This is a genomic window from Pseudofrankia inefficax (assembly GCF_000166135.1).
Lineage (GTDB): Bacteria > Actinomycetota > Actinomycetes > Frankiales > Frankiaceae > Pseudofrankia > Pseudofrankia inefficax.
Genome location: NC_014666.1, coordinates 3,776,981 through 3,801,033, shown reverse-complemented (window position 1 = coordinate 3,801,033; position 24,053 = coordinate 3,776,981). Strand labels below are relative to the sequence as shown.

19 protein-coding genes are annotated in these 24,053 nt (G+C 74.1%); 4 read left to right on the top strand and 15 right to left on the bottom strand.

Annotated elements, in window-relative coordinates; genetic code table 11:
- Positions 1–33: 33 nt before the first annotated feature.
- The 13 genes from FRAEUI1C_RS15510 to FRAEUI1C_RS15460 form a co-directional block, all read right to left on the bottom strand.
- Positions 34–1,245: an LLM class flavin-dependent oxidoreductase gene (locus tag FRAEUI1C_RS15510; RefSeq protein ID WP_013424255.1), complete on the bottom strand. Its 1,212-nt coding sequence runs from the start codon at positions 1,243–1,245 to the stop codon at positions 34–36.
- A gap of 90 nt (positions 1,246–1,335) precedes the next feature.
- Complete coding sequence (locus FRAEUI1C_RS15505; protein WP_013424254.1) at positions 1,336–2,562, bottom strand: LLM class flavin-dependent oxidoreductase; 1,227 nt, start codon at positions 2,560–2,562, stop codon at positions 1,336–1,338.
- 451 nt (positions 2,563–3,013) lie between these two features.
- Positions 3,014–3,838: a GNAT family N-acetyltransferase gene (locus FRAEUI1C_RS15500; protein WP_013424253.1), complete on the bottom strand. Its 825-nt coding sequence runs from the start codon at positions 3,836–3,838 to the stop codon at positions 3,014–3,016.
- A gap of 146 nt (positions 3,839–3,984) precedes the next feature.
- Complete coding sequence (locus FRAEUI1C_RS15495) at positions 3,985–5,016, bottom strand: transporter substrate-binding domain-containing protein (RefSeq protein WP_013424252.1); 1,032 nt, start codon at positions 5,014–5,016, stop codon at positions 3,985–3,987.
- Between the two features lie 207 nt (positions 5,017–5,223).
- On the bottom strand, positions 5,224–6,012 hold the full coding sequence (locus tag FRAEUI1C_RS15490; protein ID WP_013424251.1) for an amino acid ABC transporter ATP-binding protein: 789 nt from the start codon (positions 6,010–6,012) through the stop codon (positions 5,224–5,226).
- Complete coding sequence (locus tag FRAEUI1C_RS15485; protein WP_013424250.1) at positions 6,009–7,061, bottom strand: amino acid ABC transporter permease; 1,053 nt, start codon at positions 7,059–7,061, stop codon at positions 6,009–6,011. Before FRAEUI1C_RS15485 ends, FRAEUI1C_RS15490 begins: the two co-directional genes overlap by 4 nt.
- Before the next feature lie 294 nt (positions 7,062–7,355).
- Entirely contained in the window at positions 7,356–7,490 is a 135-nt protein-coding gene (locus FRAEUI1C_RS41655) for a hypothetical protein (protein ID WP_269724403.1), read from the bottom strand.
- 187 nt (positions 7,491–7,677) lie between these two features.
- Positions 7,678–9,423 carry a dipeptide ABC transporter ATP-binding protein gene (locus FRAEUI1C_RS15480; protein WP_013424249.1) on the bottom strand — a complete coding sequence of 582 codons (1,746 nt, stop codon included), beginning with the start codon at positions 9,421–9,423 and terminating at the stop codon, positions 7,678–7,680.
- A complete protein-coding gene (locus tag FRAEUI1C_RS15475) occupies positions 9,420–10,358 on the bottom strand; it encodes an ABC transporter permease (protein WP_013424248.1) in 939 nt (312 codons plus the stop codon). The genes FRAEUI1C_RS15480 and FRAEUI1C_RS15475 overlap by 4 nt, the downstream gene beginning before the upstream one ends.
- The gene (locus FRAEUI1C_RS15470; RefSeq protein WP_013424247.1) at positions 10,355–11,395 is read right to left on the bottom strand and encodes an ABC transporter permease; all 1,041 of its coding nucleotides are present in this window, start codon (positions 11,393–11,395) and stop codon (positions 10,355–10,357) included. Before FRAEUI1C_RS15470 ends, FRAEUI1C_RS15475 begins: the two co-directional genes overlap by 4 nt.
- 81 nt (positions 11,396–11,476) lie before the next feature.
- A complete protein-coding gene (locus tag FRAEUI1C_RS15465) occupies positions 11,477–13,111 on the bottom strand; it encodes an ABC transporter substrate-binding protein (RefSeq protein ID WP_041260868.1) in 1,635 nt (544 codons plus the stop codon).
- Between the two features lie 370 nt (positions 13,112–13,481).
- Positions 13,482–13,634 carry a putative leader peptide gene (locus FRAEUI1C_RS39575; protein ID WP_013424245.1) on the bottom strand — a complete coding sequence of 51 codons (153 nt, stop codon included), beginning with the start codon at positions 13,632–13,634 and terminating at the stop codon, positions 13,482–13,484.
- Positions 13,635–13,880: 246 nt separating this feature from the next.
- Positions 13,881–14,216, bottom strand: a complete 336-nt coding sequence (locus tag FRAEUI1C_RS15460) for an ArsR/SmtB family transcription factor (protein WP_013424244.1) — start codon at positions 14,214–14,216, stop codon at positions 13,881–13,883.
- Between the two features lie 89 nt (positions 14,217–14,305).
- Here FRAEUI1C_RS15460 and FRAEUI1C_RS15455 point away from each other — a divergent pair, with 89 nt between their 5' ends.
- The 4 genes from FRAEUI1C_RS15455 (at position 14,306) to FRAEUI1C_RS15440 (ending at position 18,021) form a co-directional block, all read left to right on the top strand.
- Positions 14,306–15,526 carry an MFS transporter gene (locus FRAEUI1C_RS15455; RefSeq protein WP_049806919.1) on the top strand — a complete coding sequence of 407 codons (1,221 nt, stop codon included), beginning with the start codon at positions 14,306–14,308 and terminating at the stop codon, positions 15,524–15,526.
- A 121-nt stretch (positions 15,527–15,647) separates the two neighbouring features.
- Positions 15,648–15,980 carry an SDR family oxidoreductase gene (locus FRAEUI1C_RS15450; protein ID WP_049806918.1) on the top strand — a complete coding sequence of 111 codons (333 nt, stop codon included), beginning with the start codon at positions 15,648–15,650 and terminating at the stop codon, positions 15,978–15,980.
- A gap of 95 nt (positions 15,981–16,075) precedes the next feature.
- On the top strand, positions 16,076–16,852 hold the full coding sequence (locus tag FRAEUI1C_RS15445) for an SDR family NAD(P)-dependent oxidoreductase (protein ID WP_013424242.1): 777 nt from the start codon (positions 16,076–16,078) through the stop codon (positions 16,850–16,852).
- A gap of 383 nt (positions 16,853–17,235) precedes the next feature.
- Positions 17,236–18,021, top strand: coding sequence for a TauD/TfdA dioxygenase family protein (locus FRAEUI1C_RS15440; protein ID WP_013424241.1), 786 nt, complete (start codon positions 17,236–17,238; stop codon positions 18,019–18,021).
- 56 nt (positions 18,022–18,077) lie between these two features.
- Here FRAEUI1C_RS15440 and FRAEUI1C_RS15435 read toward each other — a convergent pair whose 3' ends face one another.
- Both FRAEUI1C_RS15435 and FRAEUI1C_RS41650 read right to left on the bottom strand, forming a co-directional pair.
- Positions 18,078–21,101, bottom strand: a complete 3,024-nt coding sequence (locus FRAEUI1C_RS15435) for a helix-turn-helix transcriptional regulator (protein ID WP_013424240.1) — start codon at positions 21,099–21,101, stop codon at positions 18,078–18,080.
- Between the two features lie 137 nt (positions 21,102–21,238).
- Positions 21,239–24,025: a helix-turn-helix transcriptional regulator gene (locus FRAEUI1C_RS41650; protein ID WP_041259367.1), complete on the bottom strand. Its 2,787-nt coding sequence runs from the start codon at positions 24,023–24,025 to the stop codon at positions 21,239–21,241.
- Between the last annotated feature and the right edge of the window lie 28 nt (positions 24,026–24,053).

Below are 24,053 nucleotides of genomic sequence, written 5' to 3'. Positions count from 1 at the left end.
AATCGCGGGTCGACGGGTCCGTGGGTCAGTGATTCAGTGGGCGGCCGCGTAGCGGCTGGCCGGGCGGGGAAGGCCCAGCAGCCCGCGCAGGGTGTCCGCCTCGTAGGCGGTACGGAAGGCGCCGCGACGCTGGAGCTCGGGGACCAGAGCGCGGGTGATCGCCTCCAGGTCGCGCGGGACGGCGCCGGGCCGCAGCCGGTAGCCGGACAGCCCGGCCCGCTGCCAGGCCAGCAGCAGGTCGGCCAGCTCGGCCGCCGTGCCGGTGAAGACCAACGCGTCGCTGACGAGCCGCTCCCCCGCCGCCTCGTCCAGGCGGTCCCTGCGCGCGGCCGCCGCCCCGGCGGTGTCGTCGAGGAACACGACCAGGTCGCCGAACACGTGGACCGGCTGCGCCGCCCGGCCGGCCGCCTCCTGCTCGGCGCGGACCTCGGCGACGATCGCCGCGGCCCCGGCCTCGTCCCGCGGGGTCACGTAGACGATGTCGGCGGCCCGGGCCCCGAGCCGGTACGGGATCGTCGCGTGCGCGAGCACCGAGACGACCGGCTGGCCCTGCGGCGGGCGCGGCACGATCGACGGGCCGCGGACCTTGAACCAGCGGCCCTCGAAGTCGATGTAGTGCAGCTTCTCCCGGTCGATGAACCGGCCGGTCGCGACGTCGCGGATCTCCGCGTCGTCCTCCCAGCTGTCCCACAGCCGGCGCACGACCTCCACGAAGTCGGCCGCCTCGTCGAAGGAGTCGGCCACCGCCGCCCGCACCTCGGGCTTGTCGAGGTCGGCGACCCCGAACGAGAAGGTCGGGCGCCGGCCGAAGTGGGTGTTCTCGCCCGGCCGCGACGCCTGGGCCCGCCAGCCGGCCCGGCCCGCGCTGACGTAGTCGAGGGTGGCGATCGCCTTGGAGAGGTGGAACGGCTCGGTGTGGGTGACGGTCCCCGTCGGCACCAGGCCGATGTGGCTGGTCAGCGGGGCGACCCGGGAGGCGATGAGGACCGCGTCGAGCCGGCCGCGCACCTGGTCGGTCCGCTCGTCCGGGCCGTCGAAGCGCGACGACTGCAGGCCGAGGGAGTCCTCGATCGTGACGAAGTCCAGCAGGCCGCGTTCGGCCTCGAGAACCTGGTCCAGCCAGTAGCCGGCCGTGAGCAGCTCCGCCGGCCGGGCGTCAGGCTCGCGCCAGGCGGCGGGGTGCCATCCCGTGCCGTCGAGCGCGACGGCGAGGTGCAACAGGTCCGAGTGCGCCGAATCCGCCATCGGGGTCATCTCCTTCTGATCGACATCGAGTGCTGGTCGCGGACCCGGACGGCTGGGTGGGCGGCGGGTCCGGTACGGGCCGGGCGTGCCTCAGCGGCGGCGCCACTCGTCGGCGAGAAGCTGGTAGGACCGGACCCGGTCGGCGTGCCGGTGGGTGATGGTGGTGATGGCGAGCTCGTCGGCGCCGGTCTCGTCGCGCAGCTGCTCCAGCCGGTCGGCGACGGTGCGCGGGGAGCCGACGAGCTGGGTGCTCACCCTGTCCCGGACCAGCTCCCGCTCCTCGTCGGTCCAGGTGCGCGCCAGCGCGTCGTCGGGGGCCGGGAACGGGATCGCGCCCGTGCCCGCGCGGATGCTGAGCACCCACTGCCCGTAGCCGGCGGCCAGCCGGGTCGCGGTCGCGTCGTCCTCGGCGACGACGACGTCGGCGGACACCGCGACCAGCGGCCGGTCCAGCGAGGCGGAAGGGCGGAACGCGGCCCGGTAGGCCTGGACCGCGTCGAGCACGGTGCTCGGGCTGTGGTGGTAGGAGGCCGCGAACGGCAGCCCGCGCTCGCCGGCGACCGTCGCGCTGACCCCGCCGGACGCGCCGAGGATCCAGACCTCGACGTCCGCGCCCTCGCCGGGCGAGGCGTGCCCCGGCAGGCCGGTCGGCGTGTGGTAGGTCCCCGCGAGCAGGGCGAGCACGTCGTCGATCTGCTCGGCGTAGCCGGGGGCGTACGCGCCGGGCTGCTGCAGCAGCGTGACCAGGACGCCGACCAGGTCGGACGCGAGCAGCTTGGTGAAGTCGAACCGCTTCGGCAGTAGCAGCCCGCCCGCGGTGTACTCGTCGGCGAGATGGGCGCCGCCGCCGGCCGAGGCCACGTAGCTGGCGGCCGCGGACGCCTGGCTGGCCGCCACCCCGGCCGTGGCGAGCGCCGGCTCCGGCTCGCCCGCCTGCCGCGGCAGCTCCGCGCCGCCGTCTCCCGTCGGGGCGGGCCGGCTGAACGACCGGCCGATGCCCAGGTCGAGCCGGCCGGGGAAGGCCGCGTTCAGCAGCCCGATCTCCTCGACGACCGACAGCGGCGTGCGATGCCCGATCTGGACGCCGGCGGAACCGAGCCGGATCGTCTTCGTCGCGCCGCCCACGAGGGCGATCGCGACCGCCGTCGACGCCCCGATGACGCCGGTGGCGAGGTGGTGCTCGGCGAACCAGTACCGCCGGTAGCCGAAGGCCTCGGTCTGACGGGCCAGGTCGACCGCGTTGCGCAGCGCCTCGGCGTGCGTCGCGCCGGCGCTGACCGGGATCAGGTCGAGGACGGAGAGCGGAACGTCGGACATGGGGAGCCCTTCGGTCTTCGGGTCTGGGCCGGGATGGCGGGCCTCAGCGCTGGGAGAAGCGGGGTACGACACCCGGAAGATCCGCGGGACGCCGTGCGAGGCGCCGTAGACGTGCCCGGGCCCGAACCGTTCGAGCAGAACGACGTCGAGCCCGCCGCGCCAGCCGCCAGGCCGCCGCCGAGCCGACGACCCCGCCGCCGACCTGGACGACGTCCGCGCGCTGCACCGTCACAAGGGACCTGCTTCTGTGATGTCTGCCATTCCGTGCTGATCGGATTGCTTTTCCCTGCGGCCTGTCGTGCGGAGGAATCTCCGTGACTCGTGCGCGGAGAACGACCCTGCGGGGAGAGCGGATTGCGGTCAGGCGGATTAGGTCAGGTGAATCCGCAGACGACAACCAGCTCCACCGCGAGCGTATTCCACCATGTCCACCAAGTTAATAGGTATTTCACTACTCGGTCGCGGGCAGCTCGATGCCGACCACCGGCACGCCCCAGGAGGGTGCACCGGCCGGCGCGGGCCCCGGCGCCCGAAGCACGAGGAACGAGGGCCTGCGGCGCAGCCGGAACCCGATCGACAGGTACAGCCTGATGGCGTTCGTGTTGGTCGCGGCGGCATGCAGGAACGGGGTCTCGCCGCGGCCGCGGATCCCGTGCGCGACCGCCCGGACCAGCCGGGTCGCCAGGCCCTGGCCGCGGAACGCGTCCTGGGTGCAGACCGCGCTGATCTCCGTCCAGCCCGGCGGGTGCAGCCGCTCGCCGGCCATCGCCACCAGCTCACCGCCCCGGCGGATGCCCAGGTAGGTGCCCATCTCGATGGTTCCTGGCAGGAACGGGCCCGGCTTCGTCGCCGCGACCAGCGCCAGCATCTCCGGTACGTCGGCCTGGCCCAGCCGGACGGCCTCCTCGTCGGGCGCGTCCCGCAGGCCGTCGTCGACGAGCTGCACGCCGGGGCCGCTCATCACGACCTCCCACCCGGGCGGGATAACCTCCGGCGTCCGGGTCAGCGGCACCAGGCCGCCGGGGCCGACCAGCGCGAGCAGGTCGTCCCAGTCGCCCGGCTCCAGCGGTTCGGGGACGCCCATGAACGGGGAGACGTCGACCCGGTAGCGCAGGACGTTGCCGCGCCGCTCGGCCAGGTGCGCGTGCGCCCCGGTCAGCGACGCGTACGCCGGGTTGTCCAGGATGTGCGGCGGCTCGGAACCGTCGGCCTGGTCCGGCCGACGGGGGTCGTCGTCGTCCGCCGGGCGGGGGCGGACGTCGGCTGATGTGCTCATCGGAGGGTGCGCTCCTCGCCATGGGACCAGCGGAAAAGGACGGCGGCGCGCCGGATGCGCCATCACCCGGGAGCGTGGGCGGTGGCGCATCCGGCGCTGACCCGGCCGGCCGCCGCGCGCGAGGCGGGCCAGCCGGCCGGGCCGGCTCAGGAGTTGGTCAGCGGGAGTCCCGGCGGGTTCACCTGGGCGGACTTCACGGCCTCCTCCGAGAGGTTCCAGGAGGCGAGCCACTTCCCGTACTGACCGTTCTGGATCAGGTAGTTGATCGCGTCGGCCAGCGGCTTGACCAGGCCGGAGTCCTTCTTCGTCGTCGCCGCGATCAGGCCCTGGAGCGTCTCCCCCGCGCCCGACCACTGGCCGGCCAGGCGGGTCGGGTTCGGCGAGCTCGCGGACTGGGTGACGTGGTAGGCCTCGAACGGGTTCGGGCCGAAGTAGGCGTCGATCTTGCCGGAGGCCAGCGACGCGTAGACCGTGGTGAGGTCCTGGAAGTACTTGACGTCGAGGGTCTTGCCCTCGGCCTCCAGCTTGGTCTTCCACTCCAGGAGGATCTTCTCCTGGTTGGTGCCGGCGCCCACGCCGATGGTCTTCCCGGCCAGCACCTCGTAGTCGCCGGTGAAGGTCCAGCTGCTGCTCCTGGGCGCCTCGAACGCCAGGTTGTCCTCCCGGTACGACGCGAAGTCGTACTTGCGCTTGCGCTCCTCGGTGTCGGTGATGTTCGAGATGCCGACGTTGTTCTTGCCGCTGTCGATGCCGACGAACAGGTTCTCGAAGGTCGAGTTCTGGAACACCGGCTTCACCCCGAAGACGGCCGCGATGAGCCGGCCGAGGTCGGGCTCCGAGCCGGTGAGCGTCTTCTGGTCGCTGCCGGTGTAGCCGAGCGGCGGCGCCCCGCTCGGCAGCAGGCCGAGGCCGATGGTCAGCTGGCCGCTGTCGCGCACGGAGGCCGGCAGCTCGGCCCGGATCGAGTCCACGACCGGCACGGTGAGGTCGGTCTGCTTGGCGGCACCGTTGGACACGGCGCCGACGGTGACGACGGTCGCGCCGGTGGACGCGCTCGCGGACGCTCCCGAGCCCTTGCCGTCGCTGCCCCCGCAGGCGGTCAGGCCGATCGTCAGCGCGAGGACGGCCGCGGTGCCAGTGACCGCCGCCCGGACACGTCTGGGTCGAAGAGTGCGCATGATTTCCCCTTGCTTTCTTTTTCCAGGACGACTGGTCTGCGGGCGAGGATTCGGCCTCTCGCGCCGCGCCCGCCACGGGGCGCGGCAGAATCGGCGCGACGCGGGTGACGGCGCGGCGAAGAATGCCTCGTTGTTCCTTTGGGCGGCTGTTCAGCCGGCGGCCGGGAGCGAACGGGCGCCGGCGGTGAACGCCGGTCCACGGAGTCCTCAGAGGACTTTGCTGAGGAACTCCCTCGTTCGCGGGTGACGGGGATTGTCGATGACCTCGGACGGTGGGCCCTGCTCGACGATCCGGCCCGCGTCGAGGAACACCACCAGGTCGGCCACCTCCCGCGCGAAGCCGACCTCGTGGGTGACGATGACCAGCGTCGTGCCGCTGGTGGCCAGGTCCTTGATGACGGCGAGCACGTCGCCGACCAGCTCGGGGTCGAGCGCCGAGGTCGGCTCGTCGAACAGGATCACGCCAGGGCGCAGCGCGAGCGCCCGCGCGATCGCGACCCGTTGCTGCTGCCCGCCGGACAGCTGGCGCGGATAGGCGTCGGCCTTGTCGGCCAGCCCCACCGAGGCGAGCAGGGCCCGGGCCAGTTCCACCGCGTCGGCCCGGGAGTGCTGGCGGGTGGCCACCGGAGCGGCGGTGACGTTGTCGAGCACCGTCAGGTGTGGGAACAGGTTGAAGTTCTGGAACACGAACCCGATTCGGGCCCGTTGGGCCAGGATCGCCTGCTCGGGCAGCTCCTTGAGGCGGTCGCCGTGGCGGCGGACCCCGACCGGCTCACCGTTGATCGCGACGTAGCCGACGTCGAGCTTCTCGAGGTGGTTGATCGCGCGCAGCAGAGTCGACTTCCCCGAGCCGGACGGGCCGAGGATCGCGGCGACCTGGCCGGCGGGAACCGCGAGGCTGACCCCGGCGAGCACGTGGTTGACGCCGTACGACTTGTGCGCGTTGTGGATCTCGACCGCCGCCGCGGCCTCGGCGGTGTGCTGGGCGGTGGTCATCGCGCCACCCGGGCCCGGACCGAGAGCCGCAGGCGGGCGAGCCCGGCCCGCGCCCACTGCGTCGGGGTCGGCGGGAGCGTCCGCAGCGCGCCGCGCGAGTAGTACCGCTCCACGTAGTACTGGACCACGGACACGATGCTGGTGAGGATCACGTACCACGCCGTCCCGACCAGCAGCAGCGGGATGACGTCGCCGGGATAGGTGCTGCCCATCGTCTGCACCTTCCCGAAGATGTCGAGCAGCGAGACGTAGAAGACCAGCGACGTCCCCTTGATCAGCCCGATCAGCTGGTTGACGTAGGACGGGATGATCGCGCGCAGCGCCTGTGGCAGCACGATCCGGCGGAACTGGTAGAACCGTGGCAGCCCGAGCGCGGCCGCCGCCTCGTGCTGGCCCTGGTCGACCGAGAGCAGCCCGGCCCGCACCACCTCCGCGGCGTAGGCGGCCTCGTTCAGGCTGACCCCGATCACGGCGATCGCCATCTCGCCGAGCAGGTCCGCCTCGTGGAAGCTGAGGAACCTCGGGCCGAACGGCACGCCCAGGCTGACCGTCCGGTACAGCGCGCCGAAGTTGTAGAGGAAGATCAGCACGACGATCAGCGGCACCGACCGGAACAGCCAGATGTAGAGCCAGCTCACCGACTTCAGCACCGGGTTGCTCGACAGCCGGCCGAGCGCGAGCACGATGCCGCCGAGCAGGCCGAACACCGCGCTGTAGGCCGTCACCTGCAGCGTGATCAGCAGCCCGCGCAGGATCACCGGCCGGGCGAACCAGTACTCGAACCGGTCCCACTGGTAGAAGGGGTTGGTCACGAGGCCGTGGATGGCCTGCGCGAGAACCACGAGCACCACGACGGTGGCGATCCAGCGCCCTGGCCGGCGGAGCGGGATCACCCGCTGGGCCGCCGGCCGCTCCAGCGCCTCCGGAACCTGGACGCTCACCGGGCCGACGCCGGTGGGAACGACCGCGGGCTGGCCGCCGGCCGGTTGGGCGGCGCCGTCCGGTGCGTCAGCCGAGATGGCCAACGACGCGACCACTCCCTCAGTCACGATCTTCGCTCACGAATGTGCCCCCGAAAAAGAGCCGAGCCGGCCCGATGGGCGGCCGGCGACGCGTAACCGGTCATGGGTGGTGTCAGCGCCCGCAATGCGGTCGCGCGATCCGCGAGAACAGCCACCTCGGGCTCGCGCGAATATGCCACTCGCCGCCGCGGCGCGGCCAGAAAGAGGGCCGCCGTGCGCGAGGTGCCGGGATATCCGGCGGCAGCCGACTGACGGCTGTCAGACAGAAACGGAGGCGGGGCCGGGCAGATCAGTCACAGCAGGCGAGAACGAACCCGCTGGTCAGCCCGTACAGAGAGCACTGCTGACGCGGCCCTGGTCGATGTGCCGGCGGGCTACCAGCAACGGCGCGGACGCCGGCTGGGCTGCCAGCCAGGCACGCTCCCAGCCGTTCTTCCCGCCGGCCCAACCGGACATTGTCGACGCCACCCTTTTCTCTTCCCACTCAAGTCCAGCGCAAGACGCGCAAGCAGGTTCGCCGCCCCGGGGGCACGGCGAACCGTATATCTCGAATACTAAGGACAGGTCACAATCTCGTCAATCCCGACCGGACAAGTGGATTTTATGCCGGCACGTAGCCGTAACAATCGAGCCGGCCGACCGATCAGTCGCCACCCCCGGCCGCGGCGCCCGGGATGGCGTCGAGCAGGGCGCGGGTGTACTCGTGCTCGGGGTCGGCGAACAGCCGGTCGGTGGGGCCCGTCTCGACGACCCGGCCCGAGCGCATCACCGCGACCCGGTGGGCGATCTGGCGGACGACGGCCAGGTCGTGGGAGATGAACAGGTAGGCGACGCCGGTGTCGGCCTGCAGCTCGGCCAGCAGCTGAAGGACCTGGGCCTGCACGGAGACGTCCAGGGCGGAGATCGGCTCGTCGCAGACGACCAGCTCGGGCGACAGCGCCAGCGCGCGGGCGATCGCGACCCGCTGGCGCTGCCCGCCGGACAGCTCCGCCGGGCGGCGGTCCAGCATGGACGCCGGCAGCGCGACCCGGTCGAGCAGCTCCCGGGCGCGGGCGAGCCGCGCGGCGCGGTCGCCGACGTGGAAGACCCGCAGCGGCTCCGTGACCACCTCGCCGACCGTGAACCGTGGGTCGAGGGAGGCGTACGGGTTCTGGTAGATCAGCTGGGCCCGCCGGCGCAGCGCCCGCAGCCGGCCGCCGCCGGCGCGGGTGACGTCCTCGCCGTCGAAGGTGATCCGTCCCGCGGTCGGGTCGACCAGGCGGAGCACGAGTCTGGCCGTCGTGGACTTTCCCGAGCCCGACTCGCCGACCAGCGCCAGCGTCTCGCCCCGGCTGATGGTGAGGCTGACGTCGTCCACGGCCCGCAGCCCGCGTGCGCCGCCGGCGGTCCTGGGCAGCGGGAAGCTCTTGACCAGGTGGTCCACCACCACCAGCGGCCGGACGTCACTCGCCTCGGGGGCCACCGGGGCGGCCTTCTCCAGCGACGCCACCACCGGGCCGGCGCTCGCGGCCGGCGACCGGCCGCGGGCGGCCGCGAGGCTCGGGGCCGCCCGCAGCAGACGGCGTGTGTAGGGGTCGCGGGGGTCGTCGAGGATCTGGCGGGTCGGGCCGGTCTCGACGATCCGGCCGCGCGACATGACCGCGATCCGGGCCGCCCGGTCGGCGGCGACGCCGAGGTCGTGGGTCACCAGCAGCACGGCGGTGCCGAGCTCGGACGTCAGCCGGTCGAGGTGGTCGAGGATGAGCCGCTGGACGGTGACGTCCAGCGCGCTGGTCGGCTCGTCGGCGATGATCAGGCTCGGTCTCGCGGCGATCGCGATGGCGATCAGGGCCCGCTGCCGCATCCCGCCGGACAGCTCGTGCGGGTACTGGCGGGCCGCGGTCGCCGGGTTCGGCAGTCCCGCCCGTTCCAGCAGGCCCACCGCGGCCTGGCCGGCCTCGCGGCGGCCGGCCAGGTGGTGAATCCGCAGCACCTCGGCGACCTGGTCGCCGACCCGCGCCACCGGGTTGAGCGACACGGTCGGGTCCTGCGGGACGAGGCCGATGCCGGCGCCCCGGATGACCCGCAGCTCGCGCGGGGCGAGCCTGACCAGGTCCTGGCCGCCGAACTGGACGCTGCCCGCGTCGACGCGTCCGCCGGCCGGCAGCAGCCCGATGACGGCGTGCGCCGTGGTGCTCTTCCCGGAGCCGGACTCGCCGACCAGGGCGACGATCTCCCCGGGGTGGATGTCGAGGTCGACCCCGCGCACGGCCGGGATCGGCCCGGTCCGCGCGCGGTAGGAGACCGACAGCCCGCGGATCGCGAGCAGGCCCGCGTCGCGCGTCGGGCTCGCGGTCTCCTTGGCCGCGGCCGGTTCTGCCGGGCCCGGCTGGGTCGGGATGGCGGTCATCGCTGCGTCGCCCATTCGCCGTCGAGGGCCCGGGCGATCCGGTTGGTCGCCAGCACGGTCGCGGCGACGGTCAGGCCGGGCAGGGTCGTCAGCCACCAGGCGTTGGCCAGGTAGTTGCGTCCGCTGGAGATCAACGTGCCCCATTCCGGCGCCGGCGGGGAGGCGCCGTAGCCCAGGAAGCTCAGTGACGACACGGCGAGGACCGAGGTGCCGAAGTCGAGGGTCGCGAGCACGAGGACCGGCCCCAGCGCGTTGGGCAGCACGTGGCGGCCGAGCACGGTGTACCACCGGGCGCCGATCGACCGGGACGCCTCGACGTAGGTCGCCTGGCGCACCTTGAGCACCTCCGCGCGCATGACCCGGGCGAAGCTGGCGACGCTCGCGATCCCGACCGCCAGGGCGACCTTGACCGTGCCGTAGCCGAGCGCGGTGACCAGCGCGAGCGACATGAACAGCGCGGGGATCGACAGCAGCACGTCGACGACCCGCATGATGACGTCCTCGACCCAGCGGCCGACGAAGCCGGCGACGAGACCGAGCAGCCCACCGACGACGAACGCCACCGCGACCGCGATGATCGTCGCCTTCAGGGACAGCGCCGCGCCGTGCACGACGCGGGCGAACAGGTCACGGCCGAGCTCGTCCGTGCCGAACCAGTGCTGGGCGCTCGGCCCGCTGAACCGGTCGGTCGGCACACCCAGCAGCGGGTCGCGGGAGGTGAACAGCCCCGGCCAGAAGGCGGCCAGCACCACCAGCACGACGAGCAGGACCGCGAGCACCAGGCCGGGCCGGCCCAGGAAGAACCGTCCCACGCGAGCCAGGTCCACCCGGTGGCGTCGTCCCACCGGCGGCTCCCGCCAGTCGTCGTCCACGACCGCGTCGGCCGGCTGCGCCGTCGCGGCGAGGACCGGCCCGGCGGCGTCCAGGTGGGTCATGCGGCGCTCCCTGCTGCCGGCCGGGCGGCGCAGGCCGTCAGCTCGCCGCCGCCCGCGGGTGGGTCGGTCGGGGCATCGCGCCGGGAAAGGCCGCGCCGGGCGGAGCCGACGGTGATCCTCGGGTCGAGCAGCGGGTAGACGAGGTCGATGAGCAGGTTGACCGTCACGAAGACGAACGCCCCGAAGACGACGACGCCCTGCACCACCGGGATGTCCTGCGCGTTGACGGCCGCGGCGGTGGCCCGGCCGAGCCCGTTGCGGGAGAAGACCGTCTCGACGACGACGGCGTTCGCCATCAGCTGGCCGGTCAGCACGCCCGTGATCGTCAGCGCGGGCAGCAGCGCGTTGCGCAGCGCGTGCCGCAGGTGCACGCGGGCCCGCCCCGCTCCCTTGGCCTGCGCGGTCTGGGCGTAGGGCTCGGCGAGCGCCGTGAGCAGGCTCTTGGCGAGGATCTGCGCGATCATCGCGGCGGGCAGCACCGCCAGGGTGACGGCCGGCAGCACGAGGCCGCGCAGCCCGTCGTTGCCGAACGCGGGGAACAGCCGGATCCGGAAGGAGAACAGCTGGACGAGCATCAGCCCGACCCAGAATCCCGGCACCGACACCCCGATCGACGGCAGCGAGAGCAGGCCCTGGCGCAGCCACCGCCGGTTGGTGTAGGTCGCGACCAGCGCGAGCGAGGCGCCGGTGACGATCCCGATGGCCAGCCCCAGCCCGGTCAGCGCCAGCGTCGGCGGCAGGGCGTCGCCCATCACCGAGGTGACCGGGCGGCCGGTCGACACCGAGACGCCGAGGTCGCCGCGCAGCGCCCTGAACAGGTAATGGAAGTACTGCACCAGCACCGGCTGGTCGAAGCCGTACTGGTGGCGCAGCTTCGCGACCAGCGCCGGGTCGACCCCGCCCGAGTCCACCTGCGCCCCGGCCATGGCCGTGACCGGGTCACCCGGCAGGTAGTCGAGCACCAGGAACGTCACCGTGTAGGCCGCCCACAGCACGCCGACCGCCTGCGCGAGACGGCGAAGCACATAGCGCCACATCTCGGTCGCCGTCTCCCCTCCTCTGTCGCCCCGCTCCTGCCGGCGGCCCGAGGGCCGCCGGCGGGACCGAGTCCGCGTGGGTCAGCTCTTCCAGGTGTCGTGCAGCTGGATGCGGCTGGACGCCTCGAAGTTCAGGTCGTGGACGTTCTTGCCGACGCCCAGCTCGGTCTCCAGCTCGACGACCGGAACCACGTAGGCGTTGTCGACGACCAGCTGCTGGGCCTGCCTGACCAGCGCGGCGCGCTTGGTCGGATCCGGCTCCGCTGCCTGCTGGGCGAGCACCGTGTCCAGATCGGTGGCCGGGAGCTTGTACGCGTTGAGGCCCTTGGTGGAGAACTGGCCGCGCAGGATGTCCGGGTCGGCCCGGGTCACGTTGCCCCACAGCACGTCGAAGTCGCCGCCCGTCAGCGTCTGGCTGATCTGCGCGATCTGCAGCTGCTTCAGGTCGACCTGGACGCCGACGGCCTTCAGCTGCTGCTGGACCAGTTCCAGCGCCGGCTGGTTGGTGGCGGCGTTGGCGAACCAGGTGATCGTGAAGGCCAGCGGGGCGCCGTCCTTCTGCCGGATGCCGCCCGCGCCGAGCTTCCAGCCGGCGGCGTCGAGCAGCGCGCCGGCCTTCGTGGCGTTGAAGGTGACGGAGGAGCTCAGGTCGGCGTAGTCCGGCGTGGTGTGGGCCAGGACGCTGGTCGCCGGCCTGGTCCCGGTCGGGAACACGGTGTCGACGATCTGCTGCCGGTTGACCGCCAGCAGGAGCGCCTTGCGTACGTTCGGATCGGCGAAGATCGGCCGGGAGTTGTTCAGGTTCAGCCCGAAGACCACCCCCGGGTTCGCCCGCGCGAGCAGCTGGGCGCCGCTGCCCCTGAGGGCCGCCTCGTCGGACTGCGCCACGGCGCCGATCGCGTCGACCTGGCCGGACTGCAGGCTGGAGGTCCGCACGCCCGCCTCCGGGACCACCTTGAACTCCAGCGCGTCCAGGTAGGCGTCGCCGGACTTGGTGAACAGCGACGAGCCCCAGGTGTAGCCGGTGCGCTTCTTCAGCGAGATCGACTGGCCGGCGACGTACTTCGACAGCACGAACGGGCCCGAACCGATGATCCCGTCGCCGCAGCGTGCCTGCGGGGTCTTCTGGACGCTCGCCTCGGAGACGATGCCGAGCGAGAACGTCGAGGTCGCCTGCAGGAACTGCGCGTTCGGCTGCTGGAAGTCGATCTCGATCGTCTGGGCGTCGATCGCCTTGATCCCGGCGAGGCCGCCCAGGTAGCCGGTACCGAGGGTCGCGAGCGTGCCCAGCTTCGGGAGGGCCTCGAAGTTGTCCTTCACCACCTGCGCGGTCAGCGGCGTGCCGTCGCTGAAGGTGACGCCTGGCTTCAGGTGGAAGGTGAACGTCTTCGCGTCCGCGCTGATCTCCCAGCTCCGGGCGAGCCAGGGGACGATCTTGCCGGTCTTCGGGTCCTGGTCCGTCAGCGAGTCGACGATCTGGCGCAGCGAGTAGATCGTGTCGTTGCTGCCGGCCTGCTGCGGGTCGACGCAGCCCGCGTCCGAACCGACCGCGAAGGTCAGCGTGCCACCGGCCTTCGGCGCGGCGGCGGCGCTCGCGGGCGTGGAGCCACCGGACGAACCGCCGGAACCACAGGCGCTCAGCAACGTCGAGCCGACGGCGAGCGCGGCCACAGCCACGGCCCACCGGGTAGGCGCGAGCTGTCTTGATCGATTCACGACGGTCTGGTTCTCCTTGGTCTTGTGAGCCTTCACGGCGCCGCGAGGTCGGGGGCGTCCATCCGCCTCACCGCGGAGCGACGGCGCGCGGGCAGGCGGCCGGTTGGCGCAACCACCGTGCGGAGCCGCCGTCAGGAGGAAGGCGTCGACGGGAACAGGTGGCCGCGCCGCGGGCCGCGGCCAGGAACGAACGGTGTGCACGGGCTCGGCGGGCGGCCGACGCGGGCCGCGCCGGCCGGCGGGCGAGCGGTTCCGCACGGCGCCCGGCCCCTCGGCGCCAGGCCGCGAAGCGAGTCCCGCCGACCTGCGCGGCCGGCTCGTTACGCCGGGTCGCGGCGGGCCGGCGACCGCCGCGGCGCCAGGCCCGCGGTCACCCGGAGGGCGAGAGGGTATGGACGAGCGTGAGCTGGCCGCCAGGACAGAGGCTGCTCGTGACGCGCTGCAGGTCGATGTGACGACGGGAGAACATCGCGACCGAGCGGTCGCGGAAGGCGACGACGACGGGGGCCGGCGTTGCGGGCACGCTGCTCTCCTCCTCGTCCGGAATCGCGGCCCCTGTCGAGCCCGCGGCGGGATGACCACCGCCGGGCAACGCTAACTAGCCGGGGTTTTGTCGTCAATCTCGATGAACAAGGTGATAAATACCGGAAATCCTTCTGTTACAGGAAAAGCCACACCTCGGACACACGGACGCAGCGCGCGGGCCGGTCCCGTCACGGCGGGTCAACACGGGTCAGCCCGCGACGCCTCACGCCTCTTGCCGACTGCGTCAGGCGTGGGTGAGGTGGGCGTCCAGGTCCGGCGTCAGGATGGCGGCCAGCAGGCCGGGAAAGCGCGCCTCAAGATCTTCACGGCGAATGGTGACCACCCGGCGGCGCCCCTCGACCGTGGTCGTGGTCAGACCGGCCTCGCGCAGCACGCGGTAGTGGTGGGAGACCGTCGGCGCGCCGACCTCGACCGCCTCGGCCACCACGGCGCAGTCGGCCGGGCCGGGCCGCGAGTACATCGCCCGCATCAGCGTGAGGCGGGTGGGATCGGCCAGCGCGGTGAGGACCGTGACCATGTTGATCGAGTCACGGCTGGGCTGCGGAAGCTGGCGGGGCACGCGGGGCCGGCTCGCTCAGCCACTCGGCCGAGCGGCTCGCCCACCTCGATGCTTTGACACGCGTCGAATCGTACCCCTAACCTCACCCTGTGACGATTCGACAGGCATCGAATGAACCTCGTGCCGGCGAGCTGCGCGGCTGGCAGCTCGGCGTGCTGGCGGCGGGCACGTTCACCCTGGGCGTCGACGGCTTCGTGCTCAGCGGCCTGCTCCCCAGCATCGCCACCGACCTCTCGGTGAGCGTCTCCACCGCGGGCCAGCTCACCACCCTGTTCTCGATCACCTACGCGGTCGGCTCGCCCGTCATCGCGACGCTTACCGGCCGGTGGGACCGGCGTGTCCTGCTCGGCGGCGGGCTGGCGCTGTTCCTGCTCGGGATGGCCGGCCAGGCCCTGGCGACCTCCTTCGCCGTCATGGCGACCGGTCGGGCCTTCGCGGCCCTCGGCGCCGCCGCCTTCCAGTCCAACGCCTACGTCCTGGCCGGAACGCTGGCCGGCGAGCACCGACGCGGCCGGGCGCTGGCCGCCGTGACCGCGGGAACCTCGCTCTCGACCGTGCTCGGAGTCCCGTTCGGCGTGCTGGTCGGGCAGTGGGCCGGTTGGCGCGTGGTGCTCTGGACGATCATGGGCCTCGCGGCGCTGACCGCGGTCTGTGTGCCCCGGCTGCCGGGTGCGTACGTCCCCGCGACGTCGATGCGGACCCGGCTGGGCGTCCTGACCAGGCCCACGGTGCTCGCGGTGCTGGTGGCGACGGTCGCCGTGGTCGCGCCGACGTTCCTGCTGATCTCCTACCTTCCCGCGGTGCTCGGCACCACCGCCACGGGAAGCCGGCTCGTCGTGGTCCTGCTGGCGTTCGGGCTGGGCAGCGTGGTCGGCAACCGGCTGGTGGGCCGGCTCGTCGACGGCCGCGGCGCGCTGCGGGTGCTGCTGGCCGGGGTCGGCGGAGTCGCGGTGTCCTACGCCGTGCTGGCGGGGGCACAGTCCTGGTACCTGCCGACACTGGTCCTTGCCTTCACGATCGGCGCCTTCGGCGGGCTGACGATCACCCCTCAGCAGCACCGGCTCTTCGACGTCGCCCCGGACGTCGCGACCGTCGCGCTCGGCCTCAACGGGTCCGCGATCTATCTCGGCGCCGCCCTCGGCGCGGCGCTCGGTGGCCTCACCCTCGACGCGATCGGCGCGTCCGCCCTTCCGGCCGCCGCCGCCCTCGTGGCCACCGCGGCGGCGGCGTTCATCGGCGTCACCGCGCCGGAGCGGCGCGCCCGGGCCACGGCGCCGCGGCCGACACCGGCAGGCCAGCCGCTTCCCTGATCCAGCCGGTGCCGTCCGCCGCGCCGCCGACCTACCGGGGGCCAGCCGGTCCGCGCCGTCGGCCCGGCCTTGATCGCCGTTTCGGCCCTCGGGTGGTCGTAGAAACGTCCAGATCACGACCATGCCAGGGCCGCAACAGCGATCAAGAAGCCGAGCGAGCGGCTCGGGCGCCTACGCCGCGAGCAAGGCGGCGGGCGACGCGCTCGTCCGCGTCCTCGCGAGGGAGCTCGGGCCGCGCGGCATCACCGTGAACAGCGTGCTGCCCGGCGCGACCCGGACCGAAGTGCTCACCGCCGGCCAGCCGCCGGCCGTGCTCACGCAGATCGCCGCGCAGAACCCACTACGCCGGCTCGGCGAGCCCGACGACATCGCCGACATCGTCGCGTTCCTCGCCTCCGACGCCGCCCGCTGGCTCACCGGCCAGACCGTCCACGCCGGTGGCGGCCTGTTCTGAGCCCGGCCCGGACGACGGGGCCTTCGGTCACCCCCCTTCTCCTGTATAACCACCAAATAAGTGAACAATGAGGGAGTCAACACGAAGGAGCGGACATGACGGCGTCAGCGGTGGTCGTGACCGGCGCGGCCGCCGGCATCGGGCTGGCCACCGTGGAGCTGTTCGCGGAACGCGGCTACGGCGTGGTCGCCGTCGACCCCGACGCCGACCGGCTCGCCGAGCTGAAGGCCATTCCGAACGTGGTCACGCTGGTGGGCGACGCCTCGACCGAGGCGACCAACCTCGACGCGGTCCGGCTCGCCCTCGACACGTTCGGCCGGCTGGCCGCGTCCGTGCTGAACGCGGGCATCGGCGGCGCACCCCCGATCGAGGCGCCCGGCGCGATCGAGCACCTCGACCGCATCCACGCCGTCAACGTGCGCGGCGTCGCGCTCGGCATCCGAGCGGCGGCCCCCGCCCTGCGGGCAGCCGGCGGCGGCGCCATCGTCGTGACGGCCTCCGGCGCCGGGCTGCGCGGCGACCCGTACACGTGGGCCTACAACACCACCAAGGCCGCCGCGATCAACCTCGTCCGCTCCGCCGCCCTCGACTACGGCTACCAGAACATCCGGATCAACGCGATCGCACCGGGAATGACCGCCACCCCGCGCACCGCGGCCGTACGCGAGCACCCGAGCCTCTACCCCGCGATCACCCGCCGGATCCCACTCGGCCGCTGGGGCGACCCGCGCGAACAGGCCAAGGTCATCTACTTCCTCGCCACGCCCGAGTCGTCGTACGTCACCGGCGCGGTGCTCGCCAGCGACGGCGGCCTCACCGCCAGCAACGGCTTCCTGCTTCCGCCGACCTACGACGGCGAACCCATGCAGTAGACGAGCACGCGACGACGCCGGTTGGCGCTACGACGAAAGACAGCCGTGCGACGGGAATGTTACGGAGTCGTGCCGGCGCAATGTTCATATTGCCGGTGGGGATTGCGGCAATCGGTTGCCGGGGCTAATGTCGGAAGGTGCCCGCGCGACTCGCGGGCGGGAGGCCGCCGCTTGCCTCTCCAACGCCGAACGGCATTCTCGACCCGATCACCGGGCCGGCCTTCCGCGTATTCGGATTTCGATTCCGGAAGTCCGCGTGCCGACCGGGCGCGATACTCCCGTTTTTCTTTCCAGGGACCGTACCGGGCTGGTATCGCGCTTGGCGACAGCCGACGAGCCTGACCCGTTTGGCAGACATCACATCCCACGCTGAGGGGGTCACTATGACCGCTACCCGCATCGCGCACGACATTCGCCCGGCAAGCCCCGTCCTCGGCGCCGAGGTCGTCGGCGTCGACCTGGCCGGCGGCGTCGACGACGCCACCGCCGAGGCCCTGCGCGCGGCCTTCTGGAAGCACAAGGTCCTCGTCTTCCGTGACCAGGACCTCGCGCCCGACGCGCATGTGCGGGCCGTCCGGATCTTCGACGAGCCCTTCGACCACCCCCAGTGGCTGTACCGCCACGAGGACAACCGGCTTGTGTACGTCTTCAACCTGGAGAAGGCGGGAAACGCCGCGGCCTGGCACGTCGGGGGTACCTGGCGCAACCCGCCGTTCACCATCGAGTCCCTGACCTACCAGGTGGTTCCGGAAATCGGCGGGCGCACACTCTGGGCCGACCTCCAGGCGGCCTATGACGGGCTTTCCGAGCCGTTCAAGCAGCTGCTGGAATCGGTCAACGCCGTCTACAACGCCGATCCAGGCGACGGAACCTACAACCGGCCGCCGGTGACCGAGACCGTCGAGCACCCCGTCGTGCGCACGCACCGCCACACCGGCCGCAAGGGCCTTTTCCTCAGTGCCTCGGCGCTGAGGCTGACGGGCGTCAGCCCGGCCGAGGGCGAGGCCCTGCTGCCCTTCCTGCTCGCGCACGCCTCGTCGCCCAACTACACCGTCAGCTTCGGCTGGAAGCCCGGCGACTTCGTGATCTGGGACAACCAGGCGACGTGGCACTACGCCGTCAACGACTACGACGGCCCGCGCGCCTACCGCAAGGTCATCGGCGGCTGATCCACTCGTCTCCGGCGCCCGCCGGGCGGAATCCCGCCGGCGGGCGCCGCGCGGGCTCAGGCGGACGCGCGGGCGCGCAGGTCGGCGCGGCCCCGGACGCCGAGCTTGCGGTAGACCCGGGTCAGGTGCTGCTCGACAGTGCCGACGGTGACGAACAGGCTGGCGGCGATCTCCCGATTGGTTCGCCCGCTGGCGGCCAGCGTGGCCACCCGGTGCTCAGCCGGGGACAACGCGGCCAGCCCGGCGCGCGTCGACGGCGTGGCGCCGGGGTCACGCGGCGGCGTCAGATCCGGCGTCGTCTCGGGGCCGCGGCCGGCCTCCGGGCCGGACCGGGGCGGCACCGAGCCGTCCTCCCAGTCGTACGCGCCGGCCAGCCGTGACCGCAGGGGCTCGGCCCCCAGCTCGCCGGCCAGCAGCATCGCCCGCCGCGCGACCGCGCGGGCGCGGGCCGACCGGTCGGCCACCAGGTACGCCTCACTCAGGTCGGCCAGCGCTCCGGCCAGCTCGAGCCGGTCGCTGTGGGCGCCGAGCAGGTCCACCGCCGCGAGCAGCACCGGCAGCCGCCGTGGCGGTTCCAGGGTGGCCGCCAGCGCCCGCAGCCCGATCCCGCGCAGCCGGCCCCCGTGCGTGCGGGCGAGATGCTGCTCGGCCAGCGCCCGCGCCTCGTCGACGCGGCCGAGCCGGACCAGCACGTGCGCGGCGTCCACCCGCCATGGCACGAACCCGGGCTGGTCGATGTTCCACTCGACCAGCAGGCGCCCGGCCGTCATCAGGTCATCGAGCGCGGCCGGCAGGCGGCCCCGGGCCGCGTGCAGGCTCGCGCGGCCGCGCAGGAACTGGGGACCGAACCGGGACCGGAACATGGCCTCGGGCACCGCCGGCACGTCGGCGTCGTCCAGCGGCGCGCCGCTGGCCGCGGCGGCCATCAGCAGTGCCGACAGCGGGCGCCCGATGCCGACGCCCCACGACCAGGCTGGGACGACGGTCAGCGCCAGTCGGGCGTTCTCGCCGGCGGCGCGGATGTCGCCCTGGTGGACGGCGATCTCCGCCCGGACCCCCGCCATCAGCGCCTGCCAGGCCCGGCTGCCCCGCCGGGTGGCCTCGGCCAGGTAGCGGTCGGCCCAGGAGACGGCCAGCTCCAGCTGCCCGGCGTAGGCCAGGGCCAGCACCGCCCACTCGACCGACCCGACGGACTGGTCGTCGAGCAGCGTCGCCTGGAGCACCTGCTGGGCCGACCGCACCGTCTCGTCGTCGGCCTCGCCCCGCAGAGCCAGGCGCAGGGCGTCGACCGCGGCGGCCGTCTGGCCGTCGGCCACGCCGGCGGCGGTCCGGCGGGTCATCCGGGCCGAGCCGCTGGCCACGGCGAGCCGCGGGTGGTTGACCGGCAGATAGTCGTGGATGAGCTCCAGGCCGAGCGCCGAGCGCGGGTCGAGCCGGTCACGGCGGCGTTCCAGCTCGGCCAACGCGCGCTCGGCGTCCGCCTCCCGGCCGAACCACATCAGCAGCCGGGCCAGCGTCACGGCGTGCGCGCCGCCCAGCCGGCCGGCCAGCAGGGCGCGCAGCAGCGGGTCCAGCCGGTCGATCACCTCGGCGCCGTCATCCCGGCAGGCCACCCGCAGGCGCAGCAGGGTGAACTCCGCGCGCTGGTCGTCCGCGTCGGCCTCCCGCGACGCCGTCGTGGTGACATCGGCCAGATCCAGCGCGGCCAGGGCACCGGCGACGTCGTCGGCACGCAGGGCCGACTCGATCGCGCGGCGCAGCACGTCGAGGCACCAGCGCTCCCCGGCCCAGCCGGCGGCGACCAGGTGCACCGCGATCTCGTCGGCCGACGCGCCGGCGAGGTACCGGACCTCGGCGGCCCGCCGGTGCAGCTCGCGGCGCGCGGAGGCCGGGATGTCCGCCAGCACGGCCGCGCGGACCGCCGGGTGCCGGAAGCCGTCGCGGTCCATCAGGCCGGCCCTGGCGAGGGCGCCGAGCGCGGCCTCGCGGCGGTCGGCGCCCGCTCCTGCGCGGTCCGCGAGCACCTGGTGGGCCAGGCCGGCCGAGGCTCCTGACGCGCCGAGCACCGCGACGGCCCGCGCCACGGCCAGCGCCTCGCCACCGGCCGCGTGCACCAGGCGCGCGACCGCCTCGACGTATCTGGGCCCCGGCTCGGGGCCGACGGCCGCGCCGTTCGCCTCCGGTGCCCCGGTCGGGCTCGGGGCGGCGCGGGCGTCGTCGAGCAGCGCCCGCAGCAGGGTGGGGTTGCCGGCGCTGAACGCCCACCAGCCGGGGGCGGCCGCCGCGGCGGCCGGGCCTAGGCGGCGGGTGAGGACGGTCGCCACCCCGGCCGGGGACAACCCGGGCAGCCAGACCTGGCGGTAGCGCGGATGGCGCAGCAGGTCGGTGTGCCAGCCGGCGCGGGACGGCTCGGTCACCGCGCCGTCCAGCACCGTCGCGACCAGCAGCACCCGGTCGGTGGCCAGCCGGCTCACGAGCAGGGAAAGGCCGCGCAGCGACGCCTCGTCGGCGCGGTGGACGTCGTCGACCGCGACGACCACCGGCGCGGCGGCCGCGAGCGCGCGGATCCGGGCGCCGAGCGCCTCGACCAGCGCGGGCAGCGGCGGGGCCTCGGCCAGGCCGGCCACTACTGGCCGCCCGGTCGCGTCCTTGCCGGCTCGGGCCAGCGCCGCCGCCCGCGTGGCGTCCCGCGAGAGCTGACGCAGAGCGTCCCCGGGCGGCCCGACGGCGGCCGCCGAGCCGCAGGCCGTGAGGACGGTCGCGCCCGTCCCGCCGGCCCGCTCCAGCAGCGCCGCCAGAACCGTGGAACGGCCCGAGCCAGGGCCGCCGGAGATGACGACGACGCTGCCGCGGCCGGCCTGGCTGTCCGCGAAGGCGGCCAACAGCCGGGCCAGTGCCTCACCCCGGTCGGGCAGATCGCCGGTCAGGCGCCGGTCGCGGGCCGGGACGTGCGAGGTCCGCGGCGGGGCCAGCCGGGCCCCGGCGCACGGGCCAGCGGCGCTGCGCCCGCGGCCGCGGGGCTCCTCGGCCGGGCGCCAGGGCGACCGGGCCGGGTTCCGGCTCGCCGGGGCCGTCGTCATCGGATGCTGCCCTCCTCCGTTGGCTTTCTCTACAAAGTTAGTCGATTTAGTGGTCTTATGCCGGGAAAGTCACCACGGCCGCCTGGAACACACACCGGCCGGGCGCACGGCTGGCGCCCGGCCGGTGGACGACGGCGCTAGACGCCCAGGAAGACCGGCAGCTCTGCCCGGCCGCGGATCCGCAGCTTGCGGTAGGTCCGGGTCAGGTGCTGCTCGACCGTGCTGACGGTGATGTAGAGCCGCCGGGCGATCTCCCGGTTCGAATGGCCGGTCGCGGCCAGGGAGGCGACCTGGAGCTCGGCTGTGCTGAGCTCACCGCCGCCGGCCTGGCTGTCGCCCTCCACCGTGAGAACGAAGGCCGGGCCGGTGGGGGCCGCCGGCTCGGGCGCCGGCCACGAGAGGCGCGCGGAACCCGGCTCGCGTGCCGCGCCGACGGGTGGCGCGGCCAGCCCGGGCCGGCCGGTGCTGCCGCGGCGGGGCGAGCCCGCGGCCCGGTCGAGCGCGTCGAGGTCCTCCCGCGCCCGGGCCAGCTCCAGCCGGTCCCCCGCCACGCCGAGCAGCCGGACCGACTCACGCAGCAGCCCCGACCGGCGCTGGCGCTCGACCAGCGACGCCTCCACCCGCAGTGCCAGGCCCCGGACCCGCGGGCTGGTCGCCGACGGGCGGCCCCGGTTCTCGGTCAGCAGGTCGCGGGCCTGGGCCAGCCGGCCGAGCTCGGTGAGCACCGCGGCGGCGTCGAGCCGCCAGGGCAGGAAGGCCGGCAGGTCGAGACCCCAGCGCACCATGAGGCGCCCGCAGGTGAGCAGGTCGTCCAGGGCAGCGTGCGGCTGTCCGACGGCGGCATGGCGCTGGCCCCGGGCGTACAGGTAGCTCAGCCCGTAGCGGGTCTGGAACATCTCGTCCGGGACGGGGATCGCGCGCGCGCCGGCCGGGTCGGTCCCGGTCCTGGCGCCGACCCGCAGCAGGACGGACAGCGGGAGGCCGATGCCCACTCCCCAGCTCCAGGCCGGGATCAGGTCCAGCGCGGACCGGGCGAAGCGCTCGGCGGCCGCCAGGTCGCCCTGGCGCAGCGCGATCTCGGCCCGCGGCCCGGCCAGCAGCCCGCGCCAGGTCGGGAAGCCGCGCCGGTCCGCCTCCCCGATCAGCCGGTCGCAGTGCGCCGCCGCCAGGTCGGCCCGGTCCGCGCAGACCAGGCTGACCAGGGCGCTCTCCAGCGGGCAGATCGTCTCGTCGGCCGGCGGGATCTCCCGCAGCAGCGCGTCGGCGACGGGCACGGTCGCCTCGTCGGGGCCGGCCGCGAGGACCGTGCCCAGCAGGACGACGGCCTGGGCCGCGCGGGTCGGGTGGGGGTCCGCCGGCCGGGGCCCGTGGCCGGCCCGAACCGTCCCGGCCGCCACCAGCAGGCCCGGATGGGAGTAGCGCAGCCAGTTCCTGGCCACCGCCAGCTCCGTGTGGCCGCGCTCGTCGAGGTCCACGTCGTCGCGGTCGAGGCGCCGCAGCGCCGCCGCCGCCTCGTCGACCCGGCCGTGCCAGGCCAGTGCCCGCACCAGCGGGACCAGGTCGCGGTCGCTGACCTCCCCCGCCTCGATCGCCCGGGTCAGCCGGGGCAGCCGGCGGATCGCCCCGCCCGGGTTGACCCGGCACTCGACCCGGCTCTGCTGGATCAGGATCGACAGGCGCTCGCGCCCGTCGGCGCTGGCCCGCTCGGCCAGCCGCAGGCACTCGACCGCGAACGCGACGTCGTCGTCGGCCGAGTCGGTGGCCGCGCGGCGCAGCAGGTCGACCGACCAGGACTCGTCAGCCTCCCCCGCCGCGACCAGATGCGCGGCGACCTGCCGGGGGGCGGCCCCGGACCGGCGTAGCAGCCGGGCCGCCCGGCGGTGCAGGACGACGGCCTCGTCCAGCGGCAGGTCGGCCAGGACGGCCGCCCGCGCGACCGGATGCCGGAAGCCACCGCCGACCATGACCCCGGCCGAGGCCAACGTGTCGAGGGCCGCGCCCGTCTCGGTCAGGCCGATCTCCAGCAGGCCGGCGAACAGCGCGGGCGAGCCGGCGGTCTCCAGGACGGCCGCGCCGCGGGCGGTGGCGAGCAGGCGGTCGTCCGCGCGGTGCAGGCAGGTCAGCACGGCGCGGCCGAACGCTCCATGGCCGGGAGGGTCGAAGGACCGCGGGGCACTCGGGTCCGCCGCGCCGTCCTGGACGTCCGGGTCGCCGCCGTGGGGCCCGGCGAGGCGGAGGTCCTCCACCAGGTAGTCCTCGGCGAGGGCGCGTACCAGCAGCGGGTTGCCGCCGCTGAGGCGCGCGAAGCAGGCCGAGAGCGCCCGCGCGGGGCCGAAGCCGAGCTGGCGGGTCAGCGCCTCGAGGATCCCCATCCGGGTCAGCGGCGCGACCGGTACCTCGACGGTGCTCGTCGCCCGGGTCAGGTCGGCGCGCCACCGGGCGATCCGGCTCGGGGCGCCCGGCGGCGCCTCGGGCCCGGTGACCACCATCAGCAGCCGCGACGAGCGGGCCCGCGCGCCGAGCTGGAGCAGGCCGCGCAGCGAGATCTCGTCGGCGTGCTGGACGTCGTCCACCCCGATGACCAGGGGCCGGCGCAGGGCGGCGGCCAGCAGGCGCTCGCCCAGCTCCCGTGGCGTCTCGGGCGCCGAGCGGCCCGGGTCTGGCCGGTTCCAGGCCGGTTCCGCCGGCCCGGTGACCTGCTCGCCCAGGCCAGCGGCCAGCGCCCGCAGGACCGAGCCCGGCGCGGAGTCCTGCGCCGACGCCGAGGCCGTCAGCACCGTGGCGCCCGCCTGGCCGGCCCGGCCCAGGAACGCGTTCAGCAGCTCGGTCTTTCCGCAGCCGACCGCGCCGCTGACGAAGGCGGCGCCCCCCTGGTAGGCGAAACAGGCGGCCAGCATCCGGTCCAGCTCGGCGATGGGGCCCACGCGCTCGATGAGCGCGGCGGCCTCCCCC